A 21968-nucleotide genomic window follows, 5' to 3' on the forward strand; every position below is an offset into this window, starting at 1 on the left:
TTGCACGAACGTGCATTCAGAACTGGCCTGGCGCCAGGCCGCAGGGGCGCAGCCGTGATTGCCACAGGCTCACATGATCCTTGAGTGCTTGCTGCAGCTGTGTCTCCAGCCCGTCTGGCCCGAAATAATGGGCTTGCCAGTCCCGAAAGGCGTCCGTGGCTACGGTCTGTGCGGCCAGTCTGGCCAGGCTGGCGGCCAGTTTGTCCCGTTGTCGCTGCGCCTGCGCCAGAGCGTGTTGCACGCTGGGGCCCCAGATATTGTCCAGCACATTGCGAAGTCTTCGGGCGCGGCTGCTGGCCCGGTTGCGCGGGCAGAGCGCAGTCGGTTCGATGGCGTCCAGCATGCGGTTTGCCCGGTTCAGGTTTTCCAGTGCCAGCGCCTGGCGCCTCAACAGCACGCCCCCCGCCTGGCTACGAAACAGTGGCTCCAGATGGTTGTCCAGACTCCCGGTTTGAGCCGTTTCCGCTTCCTGTCCGTCAAACAGGATAGTGACCAGCAGTGCCAGGCTGGACAGGGCGCCCTGGCTGTCGCCCGCTTCGGCGGAAGGCGACAGGCTGAGAAAGTGCCGCAGTTCCGGCCCGGCTGCCAGCATGTTCCAGCGTAGCCGGGGCAGGGCGGCCTGCTTGTCTTCAATGGCCTGGTTCAGCAGACGCACCAGATCCGGGTTCTCCAGGGTGTTGCTTTTCAGGCACTGCCGGGCCAGCTGAATGAACCGCTGCTCATAGTCCAGCCGCAGCGAGGCGGCCTGGAGTTTACCCAGAGCACTGTTGCGCTGGCTGACCAGGGCCATGAGATCGCAGTGGCGCAGCTCGATGTAATCCAGCAGGTTGATACGGTGATCCGGTAACGATTGCTTCAGCTCACGGTCGGAAGGATAGGACCGTAACGGCAAGGGTGTGCTGTCGGGGATCGGGATGTCGGTGATACGTGACAGGCGTGCCAGGTAATCCTGCCATCGGGCGGCGTGGGGATCTGCGCCCAATGACTGCCACAGCAGCACACCGGCCAGTGCAAAGAGCAGGGTAACGATACCGGCCCAGAGACGCGGTTTCATCGATTCGCTCCCGGACCCGGGGACCTCGGGGAGGGCGCGCTGAAACACACCGGATTGCTATGCCGGTGTGCTATGTTTGTCCGATATATTGAACAAGGGAACGTCAGTGATGCCAATGTGGTTTGCAACGGTTATTCGCCTTCTGCTGATTAGTGCCAGCCTGATGCTGGTTGCCTGTGATGACAAGCCCGAAGCCGGCTCACAGACACCCTCCGGTGAGCAGACAACAGCACCGGTAACGACAACGTTAACGCCGCTGGATAATCGCTGGCAGCAACATCTGGCGGCAACACCGGGCGGTACGATCAGCGCCCGTGGCCCGATTACCGTTCGCTTCAGTCACCCGGTGTTCGCCGAACAGGAAAGGGGCAAGGCCCTGTCAGGCGTGGTCAGTCTCAAGCCTGAGATTCCCCATGAAGCGGTGGCGGTGGCGGAAGACCGCCTTGAAATTCGTCCCGCCAGCCCTTTGGAACCGGGGGCTTCCCTGACGCTGAGCCTCTTTGCGCAGGGGCTCGACAGCGTGGATGACCAGCTTCCTCCTGCCCGGTTTGCGTTGCAGGTGATGCACCAGCAACTCAGTCTCACTGTGGAATCACTGTTGCCCGCCGACGATGGCGAGAGCATGACCCTGTCCGGCCGTCTGCAGACCCGGGACGTGGCCGACCCGGCCCAGGTGGAGCAGGCCTTGACGGTTTCCGGGCCGGGGCAGCCGGTGCTGCAATGGCAGCACGATGCAGCCGGTTTGCAGCATGCTTTCAGCATCAGCGGTATTGCCCGTGGTGATGATGAGGGCGAGCTGGTCCTGGGCTGGGATGGCGCCACCCTGGGCGTAAACAATCAGGGCGAGCGACGCTATGCCGTGCCGGCCCGGGCGACCTTCGCTGTGACCAATGTGCGGGCAGTGAATTACCCCAGGCCCCATGTGGAAGTGAATTTTTCTGAGCCACTGCAAGGGACCCAGAACCTGATGGGGCTGGTGACGCTGGATCGTAACCTGAAGCCGCGCACCGAGGTGGATGGTAGCCGCTTGAAAATCTACCCCGATGACGACAGCGAAGACACGGTCCGGCTGGTCATTGAAGGAGGGGTAAGGTCTGCCAAAGGTGTGCGTCTGGACAGCAAGCTGGAGCAGACGGTGACCCTGATGATGTCCCGTCCCGGGGTGCGGTTTGTGGGGGAGGGTACCATCCTGCCCCGGGGCGATACGCTCAGCGTTCCGTTCGAAGCCGCTGCTGTAGGCTCGGTCAAAGTTCAGGCATTTCGGGTGTTCGATGACAACATGGGCGTGTATCTGCAGCGCAGTGACCTGGATGGGGCCGCTATGGATAACCGCACCGGTCGCCACCTTTGGCAAAAGACCCTCGACCTGCCGGCCAATGGGGAAGGCTGGCAGCGCTACCAGTTGGACCTCACCGAGCTGATGGCCCGACATCCCAATGGTCTGGTCATGCTGACCCTCACCATCGATGGGGATGATATCCACTATGATTGTCCTGCCGGGGCCCTGACCCGCAAGACCTCCCTGCCGGACAACTATGAGGGACCAGGACAGGAGGTGCCTGATGACCGTGTCAGCAGTTACTACGACGATGCCGGTTACCTCAGCTGGTACGAGCAGGACAACCCCTGTTCGGACAGCTACTACCGCTACAATGATCTGGCCACCAGCACCCGTGCCTTCCTGGCGTCGAACCTGGGCCTGATTGCCAAGCAGGGTGAAGACAATCGGCTGCATGTGGTGGCCACCCACCTGCATGACAATGTGCCGGCAGGCGACGTGACCGTGAAAGTGTATAACTACCAGCAGCAACAGGTAGGCAGCGGCGTTACCGATGATGAAGGCATGGTGACCCTGACCCTGGAAGGCACTCCGTTCTACCTCAAGGCGGACCAGGACGGCGATACCGGCTTTCTCAAACTGGCCCGTAACCGTGCGCTGCCGACCAACCAGTTCAACACCGGCGGGGTGCGGGTGCGTGACGGCCTCAAGGGATTCTTTTATGGCGAACGGGATGTCTGGCGCCCCGGTGACACTATCCATCTCACCTTCATCCTGGAAGACCGCAATGACCAGATTCCCGATGATCATCCCCTGACGCTGGACTGGTTCGACCCCCGTGGCAACAAGATCAACAGCTACACGCTGGAGGCACCCGTCAACGGTTTCTATGCCTTTACCCTGGCGACGACGGAGGAAGCCCCCACCGGTAACTGGCGTGCGGTGGCGCGTCTGGGCCAGCGTTACTTTGATACCCCGATACGGGTGGAAGCCATCAAGCCCAATCGGCTCAAGATTGATCTGACCCTGCCGGAGCAGGTCTCCGCCAACCGGGCCGAGCCGGTAACCCTGTTCACCCAGTGGCTCAACGGGGCCACCGCCTCCAACCTCAAGGCCGATGTGAAGGTGCGTAGCCGGGCGATGACCACCCGTTTCGACGGCCTTGATGCCTTCCAGTTTGATGATGCTACCCGTGCACTCGGCAGCGAGCCCTTTACTGCCTTTGATGCCAGCGTCAACACGGAGGGCAAGGCCCGCTTCCCGCTCACGGTGCCCGCTGAGCAACCCCCGGGCATGATGCGCGCCACTCTCACTACCCGGGTGTTTGAAAACAGCGGCGATTACAGCACCCAGATTCGCAGTGTGCCGGTGTATCCCTATGAGCAGTGGGCAGGCATGCGCATTCCTGAGGGCAGTGGTTGGGGCGGCGCGCTGGCCCGCAACGCACAACACGCCATTGATCTGATCAGTGTGGATAGCGATGGCAAGCCCCTGGCCGGAAGGCCATTGATGCTCACCGTCTATGAAATCAACTGGCGCTGGTGGTGGGACCGTTCCGGTGATGATCTCACGCACTTCATCAGCGATCCTCATACCCGGGTAATCCGTGAGGTGGGAATCACCACTGATGCCCAGGGCCGTGGCCAGTGGGTGCTTGAGGGTGAGGATTATGACTGGGGTCGCCACCTGATCCGGGTGTGTGACCAGCAAAGCGAACACTGTGCCTCCCAGACCGTCTATCTGGGCTGGAGCCCGGATCAGGCGGCAGGCAGCCAGGATGCCGCCACCCGGTTGAGTCTGGCCGCGGACAAGGCGCGTTATGCGGTGGGGGAAACGGCTCGTATCGAGCTGCCGGCCATGGCCGAAGGCCGGCTGCTGGTGAGCCTGGAAAGCGGTTCGGAAGTGCTTCAGCAGTACTGGAAACCCGCCACCGGAGAAAAGCAGACACTGACGATTCCGGTGACGGCAGACATGGCCCCCAACGTTTACCTGCATGTGGCACTGCTGCAGCCCCACCAGCGGGATAACGACCGGCCGATCCGTCTCTATGGCGTGCTGCCCTTGCTGGTGGATGATCCGGCCACCCGTCTGCAACCGGAAATCGATGCCCCGGCCACAGTGAAACCGGAGGAGACATTTACCGTCTCGGTCCGTGAGCAGCAGGGCAAACCCATGACGTACACCCTTGCGCTGGTGGATGAGGGGCTGCTGGGGCTGACGAATTTCCGCACCCCTGACCCCCATCAGGCGTTTTATCAACGGGAAGCGCTGGGCGTGCTGACCTGGGATCTGTTTGACCTGGTCGCCGGCGCCTATGGCGCCGAGCTGGACCAGCTGCTGGCACTGGGCGGTTCAGACAGTGGCGATGACGGCCGCGACAAGCAACGCCGTCGTTTTCCCCCGGTGGTGGAATTCCTGGGGCCATTCAGCCTGGAAGAAGGCGGGGCGGCCAGCCACGAGATTACCCTGCCACCCTACATGGGGCAGGTGCGGGTGATGCTGGTGGCCGGGGACAATGGCGCCTACGGCAAGGCCGATGCCGACATTACCGTCACCCAGCCGCTGACTCTGCTGAGCACACTGCCGCGGGTACTGGGGCCCGGTGAGAGCGTTGCCTTGCCGGTGACCGTGTTTGTGACCGACGACAGCATCGACCAGGTGTCACTGTCCGTAGAGGTGGATGAGACGCTGTTCAACGTGGACAGTGACAAGGCCAACCTGACATTCACCGGCCCGTCCGACCAGATTGCCATCCTGCGGCTGACTGCCAGACAGCAGACCGGGGTGGGGGAGATTACCGTTACGGCCACCGCCGGCGAGCACCGTGCCAGTGAGACTGTACACCTGCCGGTGAGAGCCGCTAACCCGCCCACCACCCGGGACAGCTTCAAGAAACTGGAGAAGGGCGAGCTGTGGGCACTGGAAATGGCGCCCCATGGTTTGCCGGGCACCAACACTGCCTCGCTGGCGGTGAGTACTCTGCCGGCCATGGGGCTGGAGCGCCGGTTGCAGTATCTGCTGCGCTACCCGCATGGCTGCATCGAGCAGACCACGTCGGCGGCCTTGCCGCAGTTGTACCTGCCGCAGCTGATGAACCTCAGTGATCAACAGCAACAGGACATCCAGACCCATATCGATGCGGCCATTGCCCGGCTGCAGCGATTCCAGTTAAGCAGTGGCGCCTTCAGTTACTGGCCGGGACTGGCGCAAGCCAGTGACTGGGGCACCAGCTACGCCGGCCATTTTCTGCTGGAGGCTCGCCGGTTGGGCTATGCGGTGCCGTCCGCGGTACTGGATAACTGGCAAAACTGGCAGAGCCGGCGCAGCCAGAGTTTGGGGGAGCGTCCCTGGCAGTGGAGTGCGGAAGCCTACCGCCAGTACACCCTGGCGTTGGCAGGCAAGCCCCAGGTTGGTGCCATGAACCGTCTGCGAGAACGCCTGCAGATGGCAGAGCAGGATTACCGCAACAGCAGCAGCTACCACAGTGGTCGCTGGCTGCTGGCGGCAGCCTACCAGCAGATGGGACTCTCCGAGGTGGCCGCTGAACTGACCGCCCTGGCCCGTGACGAGGTGAAGCAGGACGGTGCCAGCTATACCTATGGCTCTTCGCTGCGCGATCAGGCCATCCGCCTGACCGTGACCCAGGCTCAGGGACGGGATCAGCAGGCCTGGTCACTGGCCCGTGACATTGCCGATCAGTTGGCCAGTGATGGCTGGTACAGCACCCAGACCACCGCCTGGTCATTGATGGCCATGGCCCGGTATGCCGGCAGCCAGCAGGGCGACAACGCCTACGCCTATGCGGTGAAAGAGGGCAAGGGCAGCTGGCAGGAGGTCGCCGCCACATCGCCGGTCACTCGCCAGCCCCTGGCCTCTGCCAGGCAGGGTCTGACGGTGCGCAATGACAGCGAGCGAAAGTTGTTTGTCACCCTCAGCCAGACGGGGACTCCGGCACCGGGCAATGAGCAGGCCATTAGCGAAGGCTTGTCCTTGAGTGTGGAATTCCTGGCTGACGGTAAGCCGGTGGACCCTGCCAATCTGAAACAGGGGCAGGATTTCGTGGCCCGGGTCAGCGTCCACAATCTCACCCGTCGTACTCTGGAAGATGTGGCGCTGACACAGATTCTGCCTTCCGGCTGGCAGCTCACCAGCAGCCGCCTGGATGGCAGTGCGCAGAACAGTGAACGGGTCACCTGGCAGGATCTGCGCGATGACCGGGTCATGCATTACTTCGATCTCAAGCCGGGTATCAAGCATCGCCTGACCCTGGACGTGGCGCTTAACGCCTCCTTTGCGGGCCGTTATTATCTGCCCGCCTGGACGGTGGAAGCCATGTACGATGGCCGCTATCAGGCACGCAGCAAAGGCCAGTGGGTTGAGGTGAAGAGATAGCGGCATGCTGGATGCCAGACGCCCGATGCCGGACGACAGCCCGTCCGGTGTCAGGCTGTAATCCATTCAAGCAGTCCCGAAATCACGAATTGAATCAAGGAAAAACAGCCATGATGAAATGGCGATTGATCCTGTCCAGCACCGCGCTCGCGGTGGTGCTGTGCATGTGGTACTACACCTTTGTCTGGCAGCAAGGCCGGCCTCCGGCGGGGGGCGTGAAAGTGGTGCAGCAACAAACGGCCGATGGCGTGGACTGGTACATCACCCTGCATGATAAGGGGCAGACGCACTGGCAGGCCGAGGGCAGCAACTTTGCGCTGGCTATCGACAAACTGGGTAATGATGGCTTCGCGGTGGATCTGGAATACCAGAGTGGCGAGGCGCGCCGGCATATCCAGCAGAAACTCCGGCTCGAGCCGGGCCTCAGCCTGATCGCCGCCTTCGGGGAAGGCCAGTACAGCGAAGCCCCGCATCGGGTGCTGTTGGAGCGGGTGGTGACTGGGGGGGAATAGCCAGGAGCTTCGGGCTATAAGCTACAAGCGACACTGACAGGATTAACGGAGGTCTCAACGTTCCCGGAGGTCGGTGGTTTCCTTTGCGGCCGGATTCGCCCAGGCGAGCTGGGCTCCTACAAAAACTGCGTTTCCAAAAAGTGGTTGTGGGAATGTGGCGCAGCGGAGTAACGCACGGGGTACGGCACAAATGCAGATGCGGGATAAAACAAAGGCGCCAAAAGGCGCCCCTGTTTCATACTGAAAAAACGATCAGAACTGGAAACGCAGGCCTGCGCCAAACATGTCCACGTTCAACTCGTTATCAAAGCGCATGTATTCTGCATAGACATACAGCTTGTCCATCAGGTCTACCGTTGCGCCAAGGCCACCGAAGGCATCGGTGGACGAGTCATCGTCGTCACCCAGCGGGTGTTTGATATCGAAATCGGTATTGGCAATACCGCCCTTGCCATACAGCCCTACCGGGCCCAGTTCGAAGGACAGCAGGCCCGCGAAGGTCAGGGCTCCCCCTTCCACCTTTACGTTGCCATTACCTTCCACTTCACCAAAATCGTAGTAACCGATTTCCGCACCCACCAGCTCGATGGGGCGCCAGCCCAGGAACAGGCCGCCGGTGGTGTTATCGTCATCGAATTCCACATTCTCGACTTCTTCATCCACGGCCGTGTTATAAAGCCCTGCGCCAATGTAGACACCGGCACTGGCAAGTGGGGTGAGGGCCAGCAGTGCAGCCCCGGCAAACAGTTTTTGTAGGCGTTTCATAGCATCACTCCCTGATAATGGTCTCAGGCAGTATTACTGATAATGACAGTGATGTGTATAGGTGGGTGTCACACTCTGGTGAGCAAGCAATGGCAAGGGAGGACTGCGTGAGCATCAATTATTCGGAACTGCGCGGCATGATCTTTGATCTGGACGGCACCCTGGTGGATTCCCGTCTGGATTTCACTGTCATTCGGCAGGCGCTGGGATGTCCTGAGGGCATAGGCGTATTGGAGTTCATCGATACCCTGCCGCAGGCTGAGCAGGAGGCTGCGCATCAGGTCGTGCTGGATCACGAAAGGGCCGGCGCAGAGCGTGCCGAGTGGATGCCTGGCGCCCTGGCGTGTCTGCAACGGCTGGAGGCCAACGGGGTGCCGGTGGCGATCCTCACCCGCAACGCCCGCAGCATCGCCGAGCTGACTCTGTCGCGGCTGGGCTTTGCCATAGACTGCCTGCTGGCGCGGGAAGATGCGCCGCCCAAGCCGGCGCCTGATGGTCTGTTGCACATTGCGACGCAATGGCAACTTCCCCCTGAGCGGCTGGCCTACGTGGGGGATTTTCGTTTTGACCTGGAGGCGGCGCGTAATGCCGGGATGGTGGGGATCTATTACGACCCTGGCGAAACCGGGACGCATAGCCAGCTTGCGGATGGGGTGATCAACCATTTCGATCAGCTGAATCTCGCTCAGTGATCTGCGGGGATTAACGCGGTTGTCGCAGCATGCCCCAATGCATCACCGCGCCGCCGGGCAGATAGCCATGGTGGACCACCTCGAACCCGAAGCGCAGATAAAGCGACACATTCTCCTCATTGTGGGTATCCAGATAGGCCGGCGTGCCTTCCCGGTCCAGACGTTCCAGGGTGGGGCGCAGAATGGCTGAGCCGAGCCCCTTGCCTTGTTGCGCCGGGTCTACTCCGAAGGTGCTTAGATAGGCGTGCGGTTCACTGATGATGGTCTGGTGCATGGAATGCATATCTTCCACCGCATCCAGCTGACGCTTGATAGCCGCAGGGCCCTGCACGAACAACGCCGGTAACACCCCGAAGCGAAGCAGATCCAGATTGGAGTGATGCATGGCCGTGGACGGCAACCACAAAGCCACCCCGTCGGTACTCTGGTCGGCACAGATGATCTCGCCGTAAAGCGCCGCGTGCCGCAGCATGAAGCGAAAACTGTGAAAACATTGCCGTGCCCGTTTGGCGGCATCGGGAAAGAAATACACGAACAGGGGGTCATCGTGAAAAGCCCGGCTGAGTACTCTGGCCAGGTGCTCCGTCTGAGGATGAAACTCGGTTGTCATTATGATCCTGTTCTTGCTGTTTGGGATTCAGCGCTGAAGTGCATGGTATGACGAGAAGCCTACGGCAGCGAGGAATAATTCAGGTTGTATACCCTGTTAGGCAGCAATCCGGTTTCGGCCGGTGGACTTCGCCTCATACAGCTTTTCATCCGCACTGCGAGTGAGGATGTCCAGTGTATCGCCATCGGCACCCAGCTGGGCGATACCACCACTGACAGTGAGGGTGACCGGCGCGCCTTCCAGATCCAGCGCTTCCTGTGACAGCTTGCGGCGAATCTTGTCCGCTACCATCCGTGCCTGTTCCTTGTCCGTATCCGGTAACAACAGACAGAACTCTTCGCCGCCCATGCGGGCGACCAGGTCAGTCTGGCGCACGGTGGTGCGCATCAGATTGGCGAAGTATTGCAGGGCCTTGTCGCCAGCGGCATGACCGTGGGTGTCATTGATGCGCTTGAAGAAATCCAGGTCCAGCAATACCAGCGACAGCGGGTTGCCTTGGCGCTGGTGTCGTGAGCGTTCCAGATCAAAGCGGGTCTGCAGGTGTGCCCGGTTTGGCAGCTGGGTCAGTGGGTCGGAATGTGCCTGCTGTGTGAGTCGTTGCTCGCTTTGTTCGCGGGTGATCTCGTACACATGGGAAAAGGCAATCAGGCACAGGGTCAGCACCGAAATATTGGCCAGAACCGGCGGTTGCATCATCTGCGGATCATGGCCGAAACGGTGAAAGAAAATGGCAGTGGCAATACCGATGTAGAGCAGACTCATGCCAAGCCCTTTTACCCGGCCTACCAGCAAATGGGACACGATGGGGATCAGGAATATCCAGATAAAGACATTGGCGGTGGAGCGCGGGGAGGCCATGGCGACCATCATGATCGTGAAAAAGGGAAACAGGTACGCCATGGCCCAGAATTCCAGGCGGCGGGTATCACGGATGATCAGCAGCAGGGCCAATGAATAGGTGGCCATGACCAGTTCGGCAATGGCCACCACGTTGTTGCCGCGGCCGAAGTTGATCCACGCAAACAGCAGACCGCTGAAGAAAGTAATGACGAGTAGGGCGTTCAGAAGTGCCTTGCGATAGGGGCGTGCCAGGTGCTGCTGGTAACCGGGCGGGTTGTACATTGTGTTGGGAGTCCCTGATACGGCGTGAAGTCCATGCGTCTTTGATGCGCAATTTTTATACTACCAGAGAGACCGGGGGCGGGACAGTGAACGCAGCGTCCGTGCTTCTCGTTGCATTGAGCATTTAGCGGCATACGCTTCGCTTTCCTCTGCCGGCCACCAGTGCCTACTCCACTGAGATAAAGGCCTGTTGTGTCTGCGCGTGAAGGCCACACGTTAAGGAGCCTCTGAATAACTCCTTGCGTGCTCAGCGTGGTCTGGAGTGTGCAGCTGTTGTGTCTTGACTCGATGGTCAGGGTGGTTCCCTTTCCGAGAGGCAAGGCGCAGCAGATGGGCACTCCAGGCCGCGCCTTTATGCCCGAACGGGTGCTCTCGGGTCTTCCAGGCTGGCCCGCACTCGTTGTTGCGCTTTTTCAACAGGCAACCAGCATGCCATCAAAAGCGCGCCCCTCTTTACCTTTGCCGAGGGGGCGAACCAGTCTGAAAGACTGAGCATGCAAGGAGTTATTCAGAGGCTCCTTAACTATTGGCACAGCTACACCTTTGCGCCGCCTTGTTGCGGTGCTAGCGTCAGGCATCGTGAATTGTTGCTGGAGAAAGGCATGTCCAAGGAATCGCTGACCGTCATGGTGACGGGTGCGTCCGGTTATATCGCAGGCTGGATCATCAAGTATCTGCTGGATGAAGGCCACACCGTGCATGGCACCGTTCGGAACCCGGACAAGACAGCCAGTGTTGCCCATCTGCTGAAAATGGCCGAGCAGGCCCAGGGCACCCTGAAACTGTTCAAAGCGGATCTTCTGGATGCGGACAGCTTCGATGCCCCCCTGCAGGGCTGCGATATTCTCATGCATACCGCATCGCCCTTTGTGCTGGACGGGTTCACCGATGCCAACGAAGCTCTGGTGCGCCCGGCGGTGGAGGGGACCCGCAATGTGCTCAATGCGGCCAACCGGTGTGACACCCTCAAACGGGTCGTGCTGACCAGCAGCGTGGCGTCGGTGTATGGCGACGGTACCGACATGAAAGGCAAGTCAGCCTTTACCGAAGAAGACTGGAACACCACCAGCAGTGTGGATCACAACCCCTATCAATACTCCAAGGTGGCCGCCGAGCGGGAGGCGTGGAAAATCCATGATGCACAGAGTGGTGAACAAGATCGCCGCTGGGATCTGGTTACCATCAACCCGGGCATGGTCTATGGGCCCTCCCTGACCAACGCCAGCAGCTCGGCCAGCATCGGCACCCTGCTGGACATGGGGCGTGGCAAGCTGAAGACCGGTGTACCGGATCTGGTTTATGGGGCAGTGGACGTTCGAGATGTGGCCCGGGCCCATCTGTTGGCGGCCTTCAACCCGGACGCCTCCGGTCGCTATATCCTGGTCAGTGAGTCGGTTTCCATGCTCGACATTGCGGCTACCCTGAGAAAGCAGTTTGGCAACCAGTATCCGTTCCCGAAAATGAAGGTGCCGAAGCCGATGGTGTGGCTGTTTGGTCCGATGATGGGGCCGGTCACCCGCAAGTTCATCAGCCGCAATGTGGGCTATCCGATCCGTTTTGATAACAGCCGCAGCAAGGCGCTGGGCATCCAGTACCGGAGCGTGGCGGACACCCTGAAAGATCACTTTGAGCAAGTACTGGAGGACGGACTGGTCAGGCGGCGTACCGCCTGATCCTGGCTAACGCGGCTGTATGGCCGCGTTGTTGTCCGTCTGGATAACCAGACACATCGTTGAAGCAAAAGTGGCCCGTTCGGCCACTTCTTGCAGGATTGTTATTCTGGTACGTTCGTGCACAAATTGTGAGGCAGGAACTGCTAATGGAATATCAGGTCGGCTGGGGTAAGCGAGAAATCCACATCAATGGCTGTGGCTATGCCATGCATGGCTATGGTCAGCCCGGTCATCGGGCCACTGGTACCCGCAACCCCCTCTATGCCCGCAGTCTTGCCATTGCCGACCTGGACAGCGACGACGCACCACTCCTGTATTGCTGCCTGGACCTTGGCTATGTCACCCATGCCATGCGCCAGGGCGTCGTGACGGGATTGCGTGAGTCGCTGGGCGAGGCTTTCGATGAACACCGTCTGGTGCTGACCTGCACCCACACCCACTCGGGGCCGGGAGGCTGTGCCCACGAAGGCCTCTATAATCTTGTCACCCCGGGGTTCGTGCCGGCCCACCTGGAGGCGGTGGTGGAGGCCGCCCTGGCGTCCCTGCGGGCCGCGTTGGTGACTCGCAAGGCCACTGAAATCCAGTATCGCAGCAGCCAGGTCCCTGATCCGGTACCGGTGGCCTGGAACCGCTCACTGAACGCTTATAACCGCAACCCGGATGTGGCGCCTCGCGATGCAACCCAGACCCACCTGGCGCTGGATCGCACCATGCACCTGATCAGCTTCCATCGACAGGGCCGGGTGCGGGCGCTGCTTTCCCTGTTCGGTGTCCATGCGACTTGCCTGGGCAATCGGCTCGCCCACTACGATGGTGACAACAAGGGGTATGCCGCCCTGCATGCAGAAACGCAGCTGCAAGCGGATGGCGTTTCTGAACCTGTGGCCATCTTTGCCCAGGGCACCGCGGGGGATGTGTCTCCCCATTACCATGGCCCGGGTGATCGCAAACGGCGTCGAAAGCTTCGTGGTGAGGCGGAGTACGCCTATGCCCGCAAGAATGGGGAAGCACAGAGCAAGCATGCCCTGGCCATGCTGGAAGCGGAAAGCGGGCAGGCTGTCTCCGGCCCCCTGGATGGGGTGCTCACCTACGTGGATATGAGTGATCAGGCCGTTTCACCGGAATTTGCCGGGGGCAGCCGTGACGCCAGAACCAGCGCACCTTGCCACGGCGTGGGGTTCTTTCTGGGCACCCCGGTGGATGGCCCGGGGATGCCGGCGCCGCTGGGGTTTGCTGCCAGGCGGCTGGCGCGTGCCCAGCGGCGGCGCAGCCTCAAGCCAGGTTCACCCCGGCAGGCCCAGGCACAAGCCCTCTATGCCAGCCAGGGCCCCAAGGACATTTTGCTCAATGCGGGCGAGAAGCGGGTGCTCGGGTATGCCCTGGACAGGATTCCGCTACCGGACCTGGCCGATCCCCTGGTGGCGGAACTGAAACGCCAGGCCCGTCTGGGTGCCTTGACCGAAAGCCCCATGGTGCCCTCCGTGTTGCCCTTGCAGATAGTGAGGCTGGGTAATCTACGGTTGGTGTGTGCGCCCGGTGAATTCACCACCGTGGCAGGGCGGCGACTGTTGAGCGCAGTGGCCACGGCGTTACCACTGGAAGACAGTGAACAGTGCCTGATCAACACCTATTGCAACGATTACATGGGCTATGTGACCACCTTCGAGGAGTATCAGGAGCAGGCCTATGAAGGCGGGCATACGGTCTACGGGCAATGGACTCTGGGCGCTTTCCAGACGGCCTTCACCCGTCTTGCCGCAACATTCAACACACCTCCCTCCGAGCGGGAGCCGGCTGAGAAAAATGCGCCGCCACCGGTACCGTACAGCGAGCTGGCCCTGCGCAGTGATATCCCTGTAAGGGGGTGAGAGATGTCCAGCGGCTGATGTTGGGACGGTGCTTTTGTTCTCCCTTTATGGCGCCTCTCTACCGTAGTTGGACATCGCCGTGCTGATACTCCTTGCCTCTTGCCCCATGTTCCCCCGACTGTTATCAACCTAAAACGGAGTCCGTGACCGGGCCGGGTTTATCACAAGCACAACCACGGGGAGCGTTAAAAGGATGATAAGGCGATTGGGGTTGGTGGCCGGATCAATACTGGCCGCGGTGCTGGCTGGCACATTGCCGGCAGAACCGGACACCGGGGCGGGGTTGGCGCTGCTGGTACTGATCGGCCTGTTGTGGCTTACCGAAGCGCTGCCACTCACCTTTACCGCTTTGATGGTACCGGTGCTGGGGGTGGCGCTGGGCTTGTCAGGGGTGGATGGGGCGCTGGCCGGGTTTGCCCATCCGGTGGTAGCCCTGTTCCTCGGTGGCTTCGCGCTGGCGGCAGCACTGGGAGTGCATGGCATCGACCGCTGGCTGGCCCAGAAACTGTTGTTGCTGGCCGGTGGCAGAGCGTTGCCTGCGGCGCTGTTGTTGTCGTTGACCACCGCGTTGTTATCCATGTGGATCAGCAACACGGCCACCACCGCCATGTTGTTGCCCATTGCCCTGGGGATGTCCGCGCCCATGGCGGAACAGTATCCCCGATACCGGGTGTTTCTGCTACTGGCGCTGGCCTGGTCCGCCAACGTTGGCGGTATGGCCACGCTGGTGGGCAGTCCGCCCAATGCCATTGCCGCGGCAGCCCTGGACTGGAGTTTCAACCAATGGCTGGCTGCAGGCCTGCCGGTCTTTCTGGTGCTGTTTCCGGTGGCGCTACTGATTCTTTACGGGATCTGTCGACCGGAAGCGAACCTGCCCCGGGTGGATGTGAATGACCGGGTGGCGTTCCCGGACAGCACTGGCGCCAGGCTGACCCTGGCGATCTTCCTGTTGACCGTGGCCCTGTGGGTGTTCGGTGCACCGCTGGCCAGGATGCTGGCCATCGAAAAAGGCTTCGATACCTGGGTTGCGGTTTTAGCCATCGTGCTACTGGGCGCAAGTGGTTGCGTAAGCTGGAAAGCGGTGGAGCAACATGCCAACTGGGGCGTGCTGCTGTTGTTCGGCGGGGGTATTACCCTGTCCACCTTGTTGCAGAGCTCCGGAGCCAGCGGCTGGCTGGCCGAGGGAATCAGCAGCCTGTTGCCCCATGGGCAGACCTGGCTGGTCTACCTGATACTGGGTGCCTTTGTGATCTTCCTGACCGAAATGGCCAGCAATACCGCCAGCGCGGCCCTGCTGGTGCCCTTGTTGATGCCGGTGGGCGCTGCCGTGGGTGCCGATCCTGTCGCAGTGGCGTTACTGGTAGCCTTTGGTGCCAGTTGTGCCTTTATGCTGCCGGTGGCCACACCGCCCAACGCCATGGTTTATGGCAGTGGCTTTGTGCCCCAGAAAACCATGATCCGTGCCGGTGTGGTACTGAACCTGATTGCCGCCGTGGTACTGGCGGTGCTGGTGCCCTGGCTGATGTAGCCTTCTCGTAGCTCACGGCTCATAGCTCGCAGCTGCTTTTTCCAGTCTGACTACAGAGGTGGTGTTGCTGTTACCTTCCGGGCAGAATGCCTTGCAACTCAGCCCCGGTAACACCCGTATTCCGCTGGAGTAAAAGTGGTTCTGCATCTCAACAATCTGGAATATTCCCACCCCGGACAATCGCGCCCCCTGTTGCGCGTTTCCGACTTCGCCCTCCAGGCGGGGGAGCGGGTGCTGCTGCACGGACCCAGCGGTTGCGGCAAGAGCACCTTGCTGTCCCTGGTGACGGGCATCCGGCCGGTGCAGAAAGGCGAGATCCAGGTGGCCGGGCAGCCGTTTTCCGATTTGTCGCAGCGGCGCCGGGATGCGTTTCGGGCGGACCACATGGGCGTGATCTTCCAGGCCTTCAATCTGCTGCCGTATCTCAGTGCGGTGGACAACGTGACGCTCAGCGCGGGGTTTTCCCGGCGCCGTTGTGACCGTGAGGGCGTCAGCAACAAGGCCCAGCGGCAGCAGGCGGCGCAGGCCTTGCTGCAACGGCTGGGGCTGGATGATCGCACCGCCGCCTTGCCGGCCTGGCAATTGTCGTTTGGGCAGCAGCAACGTGTCGCCGCCGCCCGTGCCCTGTTCGGCAAACCAGAATTAATCATTGCCGACGAGCCCACCTCCGCGCTGGATAACCACAGCCGCGACATCCTGTTGAACCTGCTGGGGGAGCTGTGTGAACAATCCGGCAGTGCCTTGCTGATGGTCAGCCACGACAACCAGGTGGCCGGGCATTTCCAGCGCAGTGTGAGTTTTGCCAGCCTGAACGGGGAGGGCGATCATGCTGCCTAAGGTGATACTGGCGTCATTGCGAACCCGCCGCACCTCGGCGCTACTGATCGTGGCCGCCATCGCCCTGAGCGTGCTGATGATTGTGGGCATCGACCGGGTGCGCCATCAGGTGCGCGCCAACTTTGCCAGCACGGTGTCGGGTATCGACCTGATTGTCAGCGCCCGCGGCGGGCCCATGAATATCCTGCTCTACAGTGTCTTTCGCCTCAGTGATCCCACGGCGGGCATCCGCTGGCGGACGGTGGAACACCTGGCACAACATCCGGATGTGAAATGGTGGATCCCCATTGCCCTGGGCGATTCGCACCGCGGTTTCCCGGTGGTGGCCACCAACGACACCTACCTGAGCCACTATCGCTATGGCAGGGATCAGGCTCTGAGCCTGTCGCAGGGACAATGGTTTGCCGGAGCGGATCAGGTGGTGCTGGGCAGTGCGGTAGCGCGCCAGCTGAATTATCAGCAGGGCGACAAGGTGGTATTGGCCCATGGTGCCAGCGGGCCGGCCATCGTCGAGCATGACAACCATCCGTTTACCGTGGTGGGGGTGCTGGCACCCACTGGCACCCCGGTGGATCAGAGCCTGCATATTTCCCTGGCCGGCATGGCCGCCATTCATAACGGCGGCGCCTTCCTCTCCGGCATGCCGCCGCTGCCCGGCCAGCAGGCGGACAAGCCGGATTCCGTGAATGCGGTAATGCTGGGGCTATCCCGTCGTACTGCGGTGCTGAGCCTGCAACGGGAGTTGTCCCGCTACAAACCGGAACCCCTCAGTGCCATCATTCCCGGCGTGCAGCTGCAACGCCTGTGGCGGATCACCGCCGCTGGAGAGCAGGCGCTGCGCGCCACTTCCCTGGCGGTGCTGGTGGTGGCCCTGCTGGTGCTGGTGTCCACGGTGCTGGCGGCGCTGGAAGGGCGGCGTCATGAGCTGGCGGTGCTGCGTGCCGCGGGTGCCGGTCGGCGGGCGGTGTACGCTATTATCGCCGGCGAAAGCCTGTGCCTGACCGTGATGGGCTGCCTGCTCGGCCTGCTGATATTGTTTGTGGCACAGTGGGCGCTGGCCCCCATGGCGCTGGCCGAAGCCTCCCTGCGGTTGCCGGGCCATTTCATTGCCCTGCGCGAACTGCCTGCGGTGGCCGCCATTCTGGTGGCTGGCTCACTGGCCGGGTTGATCCCGGCGGAAAAAGCTTTCCGTAACAGTCTGGCCGATGGCCTGACCCCAAGGAACTGACATGCGTGTATTCACCATCCTGCTTTGTCTGACCCTCAGCCTGCCGGCCATGGCCGCCCGTGAGCTGGAATGGGATGACCTGGTACCTGAAGGGTACGAGCCGCAAAAGGTCTATGGTGCCCTGTTTGATGAAATCTACGGCGACAAGGAGCCGGATGACATCGAAGACGGGGACGATAAGGGCGAGCGGATGATGGATGCCATCGACAAGGCCTGGCGTGAGGCCCCGCTCAAGCAATCCCTGGATAACACTGTCGTGCGCCTGCCGGGCTACGGTGTTCCTATGGATGGTGATGAAGAGTATGTGCGCGAATTTCTGTTGGTCCCGTATTTCGGCGCCTGCATTCATACGCCACCGCCGCCGCGCAACCAGATCATTCTGGTCAAAATGGAAGGGCGGGGCGTTCCCCTGGACCTGGCGGTAGGCGCCATGTGGCTGGAGGGAACCCTCAAGGTGTCCAGTCAGGATACCGAATACGGCACGGCCGGTTATGTGCTGGAAGGCCAGAGCGCGGAGCCCTTTACCGGCTATCCACAGTAAGCCGGGCTCCCGCACCTGTTAATTGTGGGAGCGTGCCTTCACGCGAATTCACTGCCTGCCTTTGAAGCGTCTTCGCTTGCAAGCAAGCTCCCACAGTGGGTGTGACGAGAGCTGCAATCCGCTTGCCGTATTCCCGCTGACAAGGTGGGTGATGCTTTATGGTGCATCATGAAGTGATCCAAAATGATGCAACATGGTCGCTTTCAGCTAGCCTTCCTGCTCAATTCAGCCAGTTTGTCATCCAGCATGTTGAGGATGTGGCGGCGGCTGATCACGCCCAGCACCTTGTTATCCGCATCCACCACCGGGTAGATCTTCGGCTTGGCATTGAGCATCTGCTGGGCCAGGGACAGCACGTCGCTTTCCAGCGACACGGTGAGTACCTCGCTTTGCATCAGGTCCTTTACCGTGGCCACCCGCTGGTTGTGATAGACCACCTGTAATGCGGCCTGCAGGCATTCGCGCTCGCTGATCCAGCCCACCAGCATGCCGGCCTCGTCGGTCACCGGGCTGCCGATCATGTCCAGCTTGATCAGGTTGCTGGAAGCCTCCACCACCGGCATGTCCGGGGTGATCTTGGCAAAACGGGTGCTCATCAGTTCGTTGATAGATGCAGAATCCATGGGGATATCCCTCGCATTGTTCTCAGGTTATTCAGAATCGTGATAACGGCATTCATGCCGTTGGTTATCCCTGATACTGCGTAAACCGTGCCAAATCTGGCGGGGGAGACATTGCGGCGGGTTTTGTGGCGACACGCCTGCAGCGTTACCCGTAGGAGCCTGCCCGCAGGCGATCCGAGCCAAAGCGAGGTAATGAAGCGAGCGATGAGTACCGAGTTGCGAAAACCAAAAGCGAAAAACCTCTCGCAATCACATGGGCAGGGCTTTGCTCTTCGAAACTCGCGCGACTAGGTTGTGTGCGCCCCTGTAGGAGCGGTCGTCCGACCGCGAAAACGGTCATCGAAATGCCAACCCTATCGCGGTGGAACCACCGCTCCTACGAGGAGGGTTTGTCCGGAGGTTGTTCGCTCTGGCTGGTACCTGAGTCATGGGCGTCGTCTTCGCTTCCCGGCTCCACCTCGTCCTCCGGCATCATCTCCAGTGCCACCTGCGAAGTACGCACCATGGGCACAAAATGGGTGGAATGATCGGACAGATCTTCGCGTACCACGTGCAGCCGCATAAAGGTATACAGCGCCAACGCCACCTGCATGATCACGAAGTAGAAGGGTAGCGAGCGGGGGCCCAGCAGTTCCATCAGTTGCCCGGCCAGGGCCGGGCCAATGGCGGCCCCCACCCCGTGAAGGAAAAGCGCGCTGCTGCCCCCGGACAAAATTTTGTCCGCATCCAGCCGATCGATCAGATGCGCCAGCGCCACCGGGTAGGCACAGAAAGCCAGTCCGCCATAGATCCCAATGGCCATGTAAAGCAGTGAGGGCGTGCCGCTGGACAGCCACACCAGCACCGCCGCAATGGCGGCGGCAACGCAGATCACCGCCAGTACGGTGCGCCGGTCATGGGTGTCGGAATAGCGCCCCAGCGGGTACTGAAACAGTGCGCCACCAAGAATGGCCACACTCATGAAGGTGGCCACGCTGGCACTGTCCAGTCCCACACGGCTGGCATACACCGGCCCCAGCCCCCAGAAGGCCCCCATGGCCAGACCGGAGAGCAGGGCGCCGGCCACGGACACCGGCGCCGCCTTGTACAGCGCCTTGAAGCGCAGCCGGCTTACGGTTTCCACTGGGGGCTGGGCAAAGCGCGTCCAGGTCACCGGCACCAGGCTCACACTGATCAGCATGGCGGCGATGGCAAACAACATGAACGACATGGCCGACTCCAGTCGCAACAACTGCTGCGCCGCTGCCAGTGCGCCCAGGTTGATGGCCATATACACCGCAAAAACCCGGCCGCGCTGTTCTGCCGGCGTCTGGCCGTTCAGCCAGCTCTCCACAACGGTGTAGAGAATCACCAGCACAAAGCCGTTCATCACCCGCAGCGCCATCCACACCCAGGGTTCCACAAACATGACATGCAGCAGGGCAGAGCAGGCCGCCAGCGCCGCACACATGGCAAAGGCCCGGATATGGCCCACACGGCGAATCAGGGGCAGGGCGGCAAAGGTGCCGGAGAAGTAGCCGAGAAAATACCCGGACATGATCAGCCCCAGCGAACTGTCGCTGTAGCCTTCCAGGCTCCCGCGCACCGCCAGTAAGGTATTCAACAGGCCGCTGCCCAGCAACAGCAACGCCACCCCTAGCAGTACGGCACCAATGGGTACAATCAGCGGTAGCATGCTTCCTCCCTGAAACCACGGCACAAGGCCAGTAATGAAAGACAAGCGGGAACCATGCCAACCGCGCTAACCCCCTGGAATCGCAATAGAAATTCTGGTGCGGCTCAAAGCCGGTAGAGCCGGTAAAGGGGCGCTGCTGGTGGGAGATTCAGCTTGCTGAACGAATATTGACCCTCTCGCTGGCAGGCAAGCACCCAAGGACCACCGGCAAGATGCACTACGAGGCAAGTACCGGTTTAGCGTTCTCTGAGTGTGATTTGATCGTCAAAATCAGGGGCGTTTAACAGGGGTATATCTCACTGGTTGAATTGTTTCCTTTTGCTTCTTCCGGCTCTGCAACACAGGTGAAATATTCGTTTAGTTAGCGGGCTGTGTTGTTGTATCCGCCATTCTGGCCACACATCATCAAAGAATGCTTAACCGGGAAATGCCCGGCATTTAGCCGTATTGATAAGTGTGCCCTGACAGGGAGAGTGGGCGATGACTGATGTCGTTGATACAGAAAAAAAGACGGATACAGCAAAAAAGACAACCAAAACCCCCCGTGCCAGCCGGCCTGCCGAGAAAGATCCGGTTCCGCTGCTGCCGGGGTCATTAATGTGGCAGGACTTTGGGTCCTACCTGTTTCACCTGATGCTGCCCCAGGCATTCATCCTGCAGTCGGCCCATCCGGTGATCAACGCCGCGGTCACGGTGGACAAGAAATACCTGAATGATCCCTGGGGGCGGGCCAGGGGCTCCACCAAACTGCTCTGGCCAGTGGTCTATGCGCGCCCGGAGAAAGCCATCGAAATGGGCCGCAGCCTGCGCGAGCTGCACCGCTCCATCAAGGGCGCCGACAAGCACGGCAACAAGTTCTACGCGCTCGACCCGGAAGCCTATTCCTGGGTGCATGTGACCGGCTTTTACTCGGTGGTGAAAATGCACGAATGGTTCGGCGAGCCACTCACCCCGGAACAGCGGGCTGCGCATTTTGCCGAATGGAAGCAGATGGCGGGCATGCTGGGTATTGCCGATCGTTTTATTCCACAGACGGAAGAGGCGTATTGGGAGCACTTCAACCACATCATTGAAGAGCGGCTGGATACCCACAACGAAGCACTCAACGACATCCTGGCGCCCATGTACTACAGCAATTATCCGGTGCCGCCGAAGCTCGAAGAGCAGATGCCCACCTGGCTGTGGAAGCTGATGATCCTGCCATTCAGCCTGTTCGCCCATCGCCTGACGGTGGCCACCTTGCCGGACAACTATCGCCGCAAGGCGGGGCTGCGCTACAACCTGGCGGACAAGGCGGCTTTCAAGGCGTTCTGCTGGGCTGTTCGCAAGGCTTACCCCAAAGTGCCAGAGAAACAGCGTTATATCCCGCTGGCCTGGCGCGCCATCAAGGATGCCCGCCGGCACCCGGAAGCCTATCAATATCCCACCGCCAGCTGATTGCTGGCGGTTTATCCCTCAATAAACTCCGCCGCACCAACACTGCGGCGGCATCCCCCCGTAGGCGTCCATGCTCGCATGACGATCCCCGCGGAGCGGGGCCGTTGCCAGGGCAAAGCCTTACGTCGCCCG

Annotated in this window: 16 protein-coding genes; 10 read left to right on the plus strand and 6 right to left on the minus strand. The window is 60.9% G+C overall.

Going from position 1 to position 21968, the window contains the following annotated elements; genetic code table 11:
• Positions 1-16: 16 nt before the first annotated feature.
• Positions 17-1054, minus strand: coding sequence for a DUF3080 family protein (locus HF945_RS05645; RefSeq protein WP_290524770.1), 1038 nt, complete (start codon positions 1052-1054; stop codon positions 17-19).
• Positions 1055-1169: 115 nt separating this feature from the next.
• Here HF945_RS05645 and HF945_RS05650 point away from each other — a divergent pair, with 115 nt between their 5' ends.
• Positions 1170-6725: an MG2 domain-containing protein gene (locus HF945_RS05650; RefSeq protein WP_290524771.1), complete on the plus strand. Its 5556-nt coding sequence runs from the start codon at positions 1170-1172 to the stop codon at positions 6723-6725.
• A gap of 110 nt (positions 6726-6835) precedes the next feature.
• Positions 6836-7237, plus strand: coding sequence for a hypothetical protein (locus HF945_RS05655; protein ID WP_290524772.1), 402 nt, complete (start codon positions 6836-6838; stop codon positions 7235-7237).
• A 252-nt stretch (positions 7238-7489) separates the two neighbouring features.
• On the opposite strand, the gene HF945_RS05660 is transcribed toward HF945_RS05655, so the two are convergent.
• Entirely contained in the window at positions 7490-8002 is a 513-nt protein-coding gene (locus HF945_RS05660; protein WP_290524773.1) for an outer membrane beta-barrel protein, read from the minus strand.
• 107 nt (positions 8003-8109) lie between these two features.
• Between HF945_RS05660 and HF945_RS05665 the strand changes: the two genes are divergently transcribed.
• The gene (locus tag HF945_RS05665; protein WP_290524774.1) at positions 8110-8694 is read left to right on the plus strand and encodes an HAD family hydrolase; all 585 of its coding nucleotides are present in this window, start codon (positions 8110-8112) and stop codon (positions 8692-8694) included.
• Between the two features lie 10 nt (positions 8695-8704).
• Here the strand turns inward: HF945_RS05665 and HF945_RS05670 are convergent, their stop codons facing one another.
• Together HF945_RS05670 and HF945_RS05675 are read right to left on the minus strand one after the other, a co-directional pair.
• The gene (locus HF945_RS05670) at positions 8705-9304 is read right to left on the minus strand and encodes a GNAT family N-acetyltransferase (protein WP_290524775.1); all 600 of its coding nucleotides are present in this window, start codon (positions 9302-9304) and stop codon (positions 8705-8707) included.
• 96 nt (positions 9305-9400) lie between these two features.
• The gene (locus HF945_RS05675; RefSeq protein WP_290524776.1) at positions 9401-10426 is read right to left on the minus strand and encodes a GGDEF domain-containing protein; all 1026 of its coding nucleotides are present in this window, start codon (positions 10424-10426) and stop codon (positions 9401-9403) included.
• Positions 10427-11028: 602 nt separating this feature from the next.
• Here HF945_RS05675 and HF945_RS05680 point away from each other — a divergent pair.
• The 6 genes from HF945_RS05680 to HF945_RS05705 all read left to right on the plus strand — a co-directional run bounded on the left by HF945_RS05680 (position 11029) and on the right by HF945_RS05705 (position 18101).
• Positions 11029-12099, plus strand: a complete 1071-nt coding sequence (locus HF945_RS05680) for an aldehyde reductase (RefSeq protein WP_290524777.1) — start codon at positions 11029-11031, stop codon at positions 12097-12099.
• A 146-nt stretch (positions 12100-12245) separates the two neighbouring features.
• Positions 12246-13967 (plus strand): neutral/alkaline non-lysosomal ceramidase N-terminal domain-containing protein, encoded by a 1722-nt coding sequence (locus HF945_RS05685; protein WP_290524778.1) that lies wholly within the window; start codon positions 12246-12248, stop codon positions 13965-13967.
• Positions 13968-14160: 193 nt separating this feature from the next.
• On the plus strand, positions 14161-15495 hold the full coding sequence (locus tag HF945_RS05690) for a DASS family sodium-coupled anion symporter (protein ID WP_290524779.1): 1335 nt from the start codon (positions 14161-14163) through the stop codon (positions 15493-15495).
• A 135-nt stretch (positions 15496-15630) separates the two neighbouring features.
• Positions 15631-16332, plus strand: coding sequence for an ATP-binding cassette domain-containing protein (locus HF945_RS05695; protein WP_290524780.1), 702 nt, complete (start codon positions 15631-15633; stop codon positions 16330-16332).
• Positions 16322-17560, plus strand: a complete 1239-nt coding sequence (locus HF945_RS05700; protein WP_290524781.1) for an ABC transporter permease — start codon at positions 16322-16324, stop codon at positions 17558-17560. Before HF945_RS05695 ends, HF945_RS05700 begins: the two co-directional genes overlap by 11 nt.
• 1 nt (position 17561) lies before the next feature.
• Positions 17562-18101 (plus strand): DUF3299 domain-containing protein, encoded by a 540-nt coding sequence (locus tag HF945_RS05705; protein ID WP_290524782.1) that lies wholly within the window; start codon positions 17562-17564, stop codon positions 18099-18101.
• 203 nt (positions 18102-18304) lie between these two features.
• Here the strand turns inward: HF945_RS05705 and HF945_RS05710 are convergent, their stop codons facing one another.
• On the minus strand, positions 18305-18724 hold the full coding sequence (locus HF945_RS05710) for a CBS domain-containing protein (protein WP_290524783.1): 420 nt from the start codon (positions 18722-18724) through the stop codon (positions 18305-18307).
• Between the two features lie 376 nt (positions 18725-19100).
• Complete coding sequence (locus HF945_RS05715; RefSeq protein WP_290524784.1) at positions 19101-20399, minus strand: MFS transporter; 1299 nt, start codon at positions 20397-20399, stop codon at positions 19101-19103.
• Positions 20400-20879: 480 nt separating this feature from the next.
• On the opposite strand from HF945_RS05715, the gene HF945_RS05720 reads away from it, so the two are divergent.
• Positions 20880-21836 carry an oxygenase MpaB family protein gene (locus HF945_RS05720; RefSeq protein WP_290524785.1) on the plus strand — a complete coding sequence of 319 codons (957 nt, stop codon included), beginning with the start codon at positions 20880-20882 and terminating at the stop codon, positions 21834-21836.
• Positions 21837-21968 lie beyond the last annotated feature (132 nt).

It is taken from the genome of Alcanivorax sp. (genome assembly GCF_017794965.1).
GTDB lineage: Bacteria > Pseudomonadota > Gammaproteobacteria > Pseudomonadales > Alcanivoracaceae > Alcanivorax.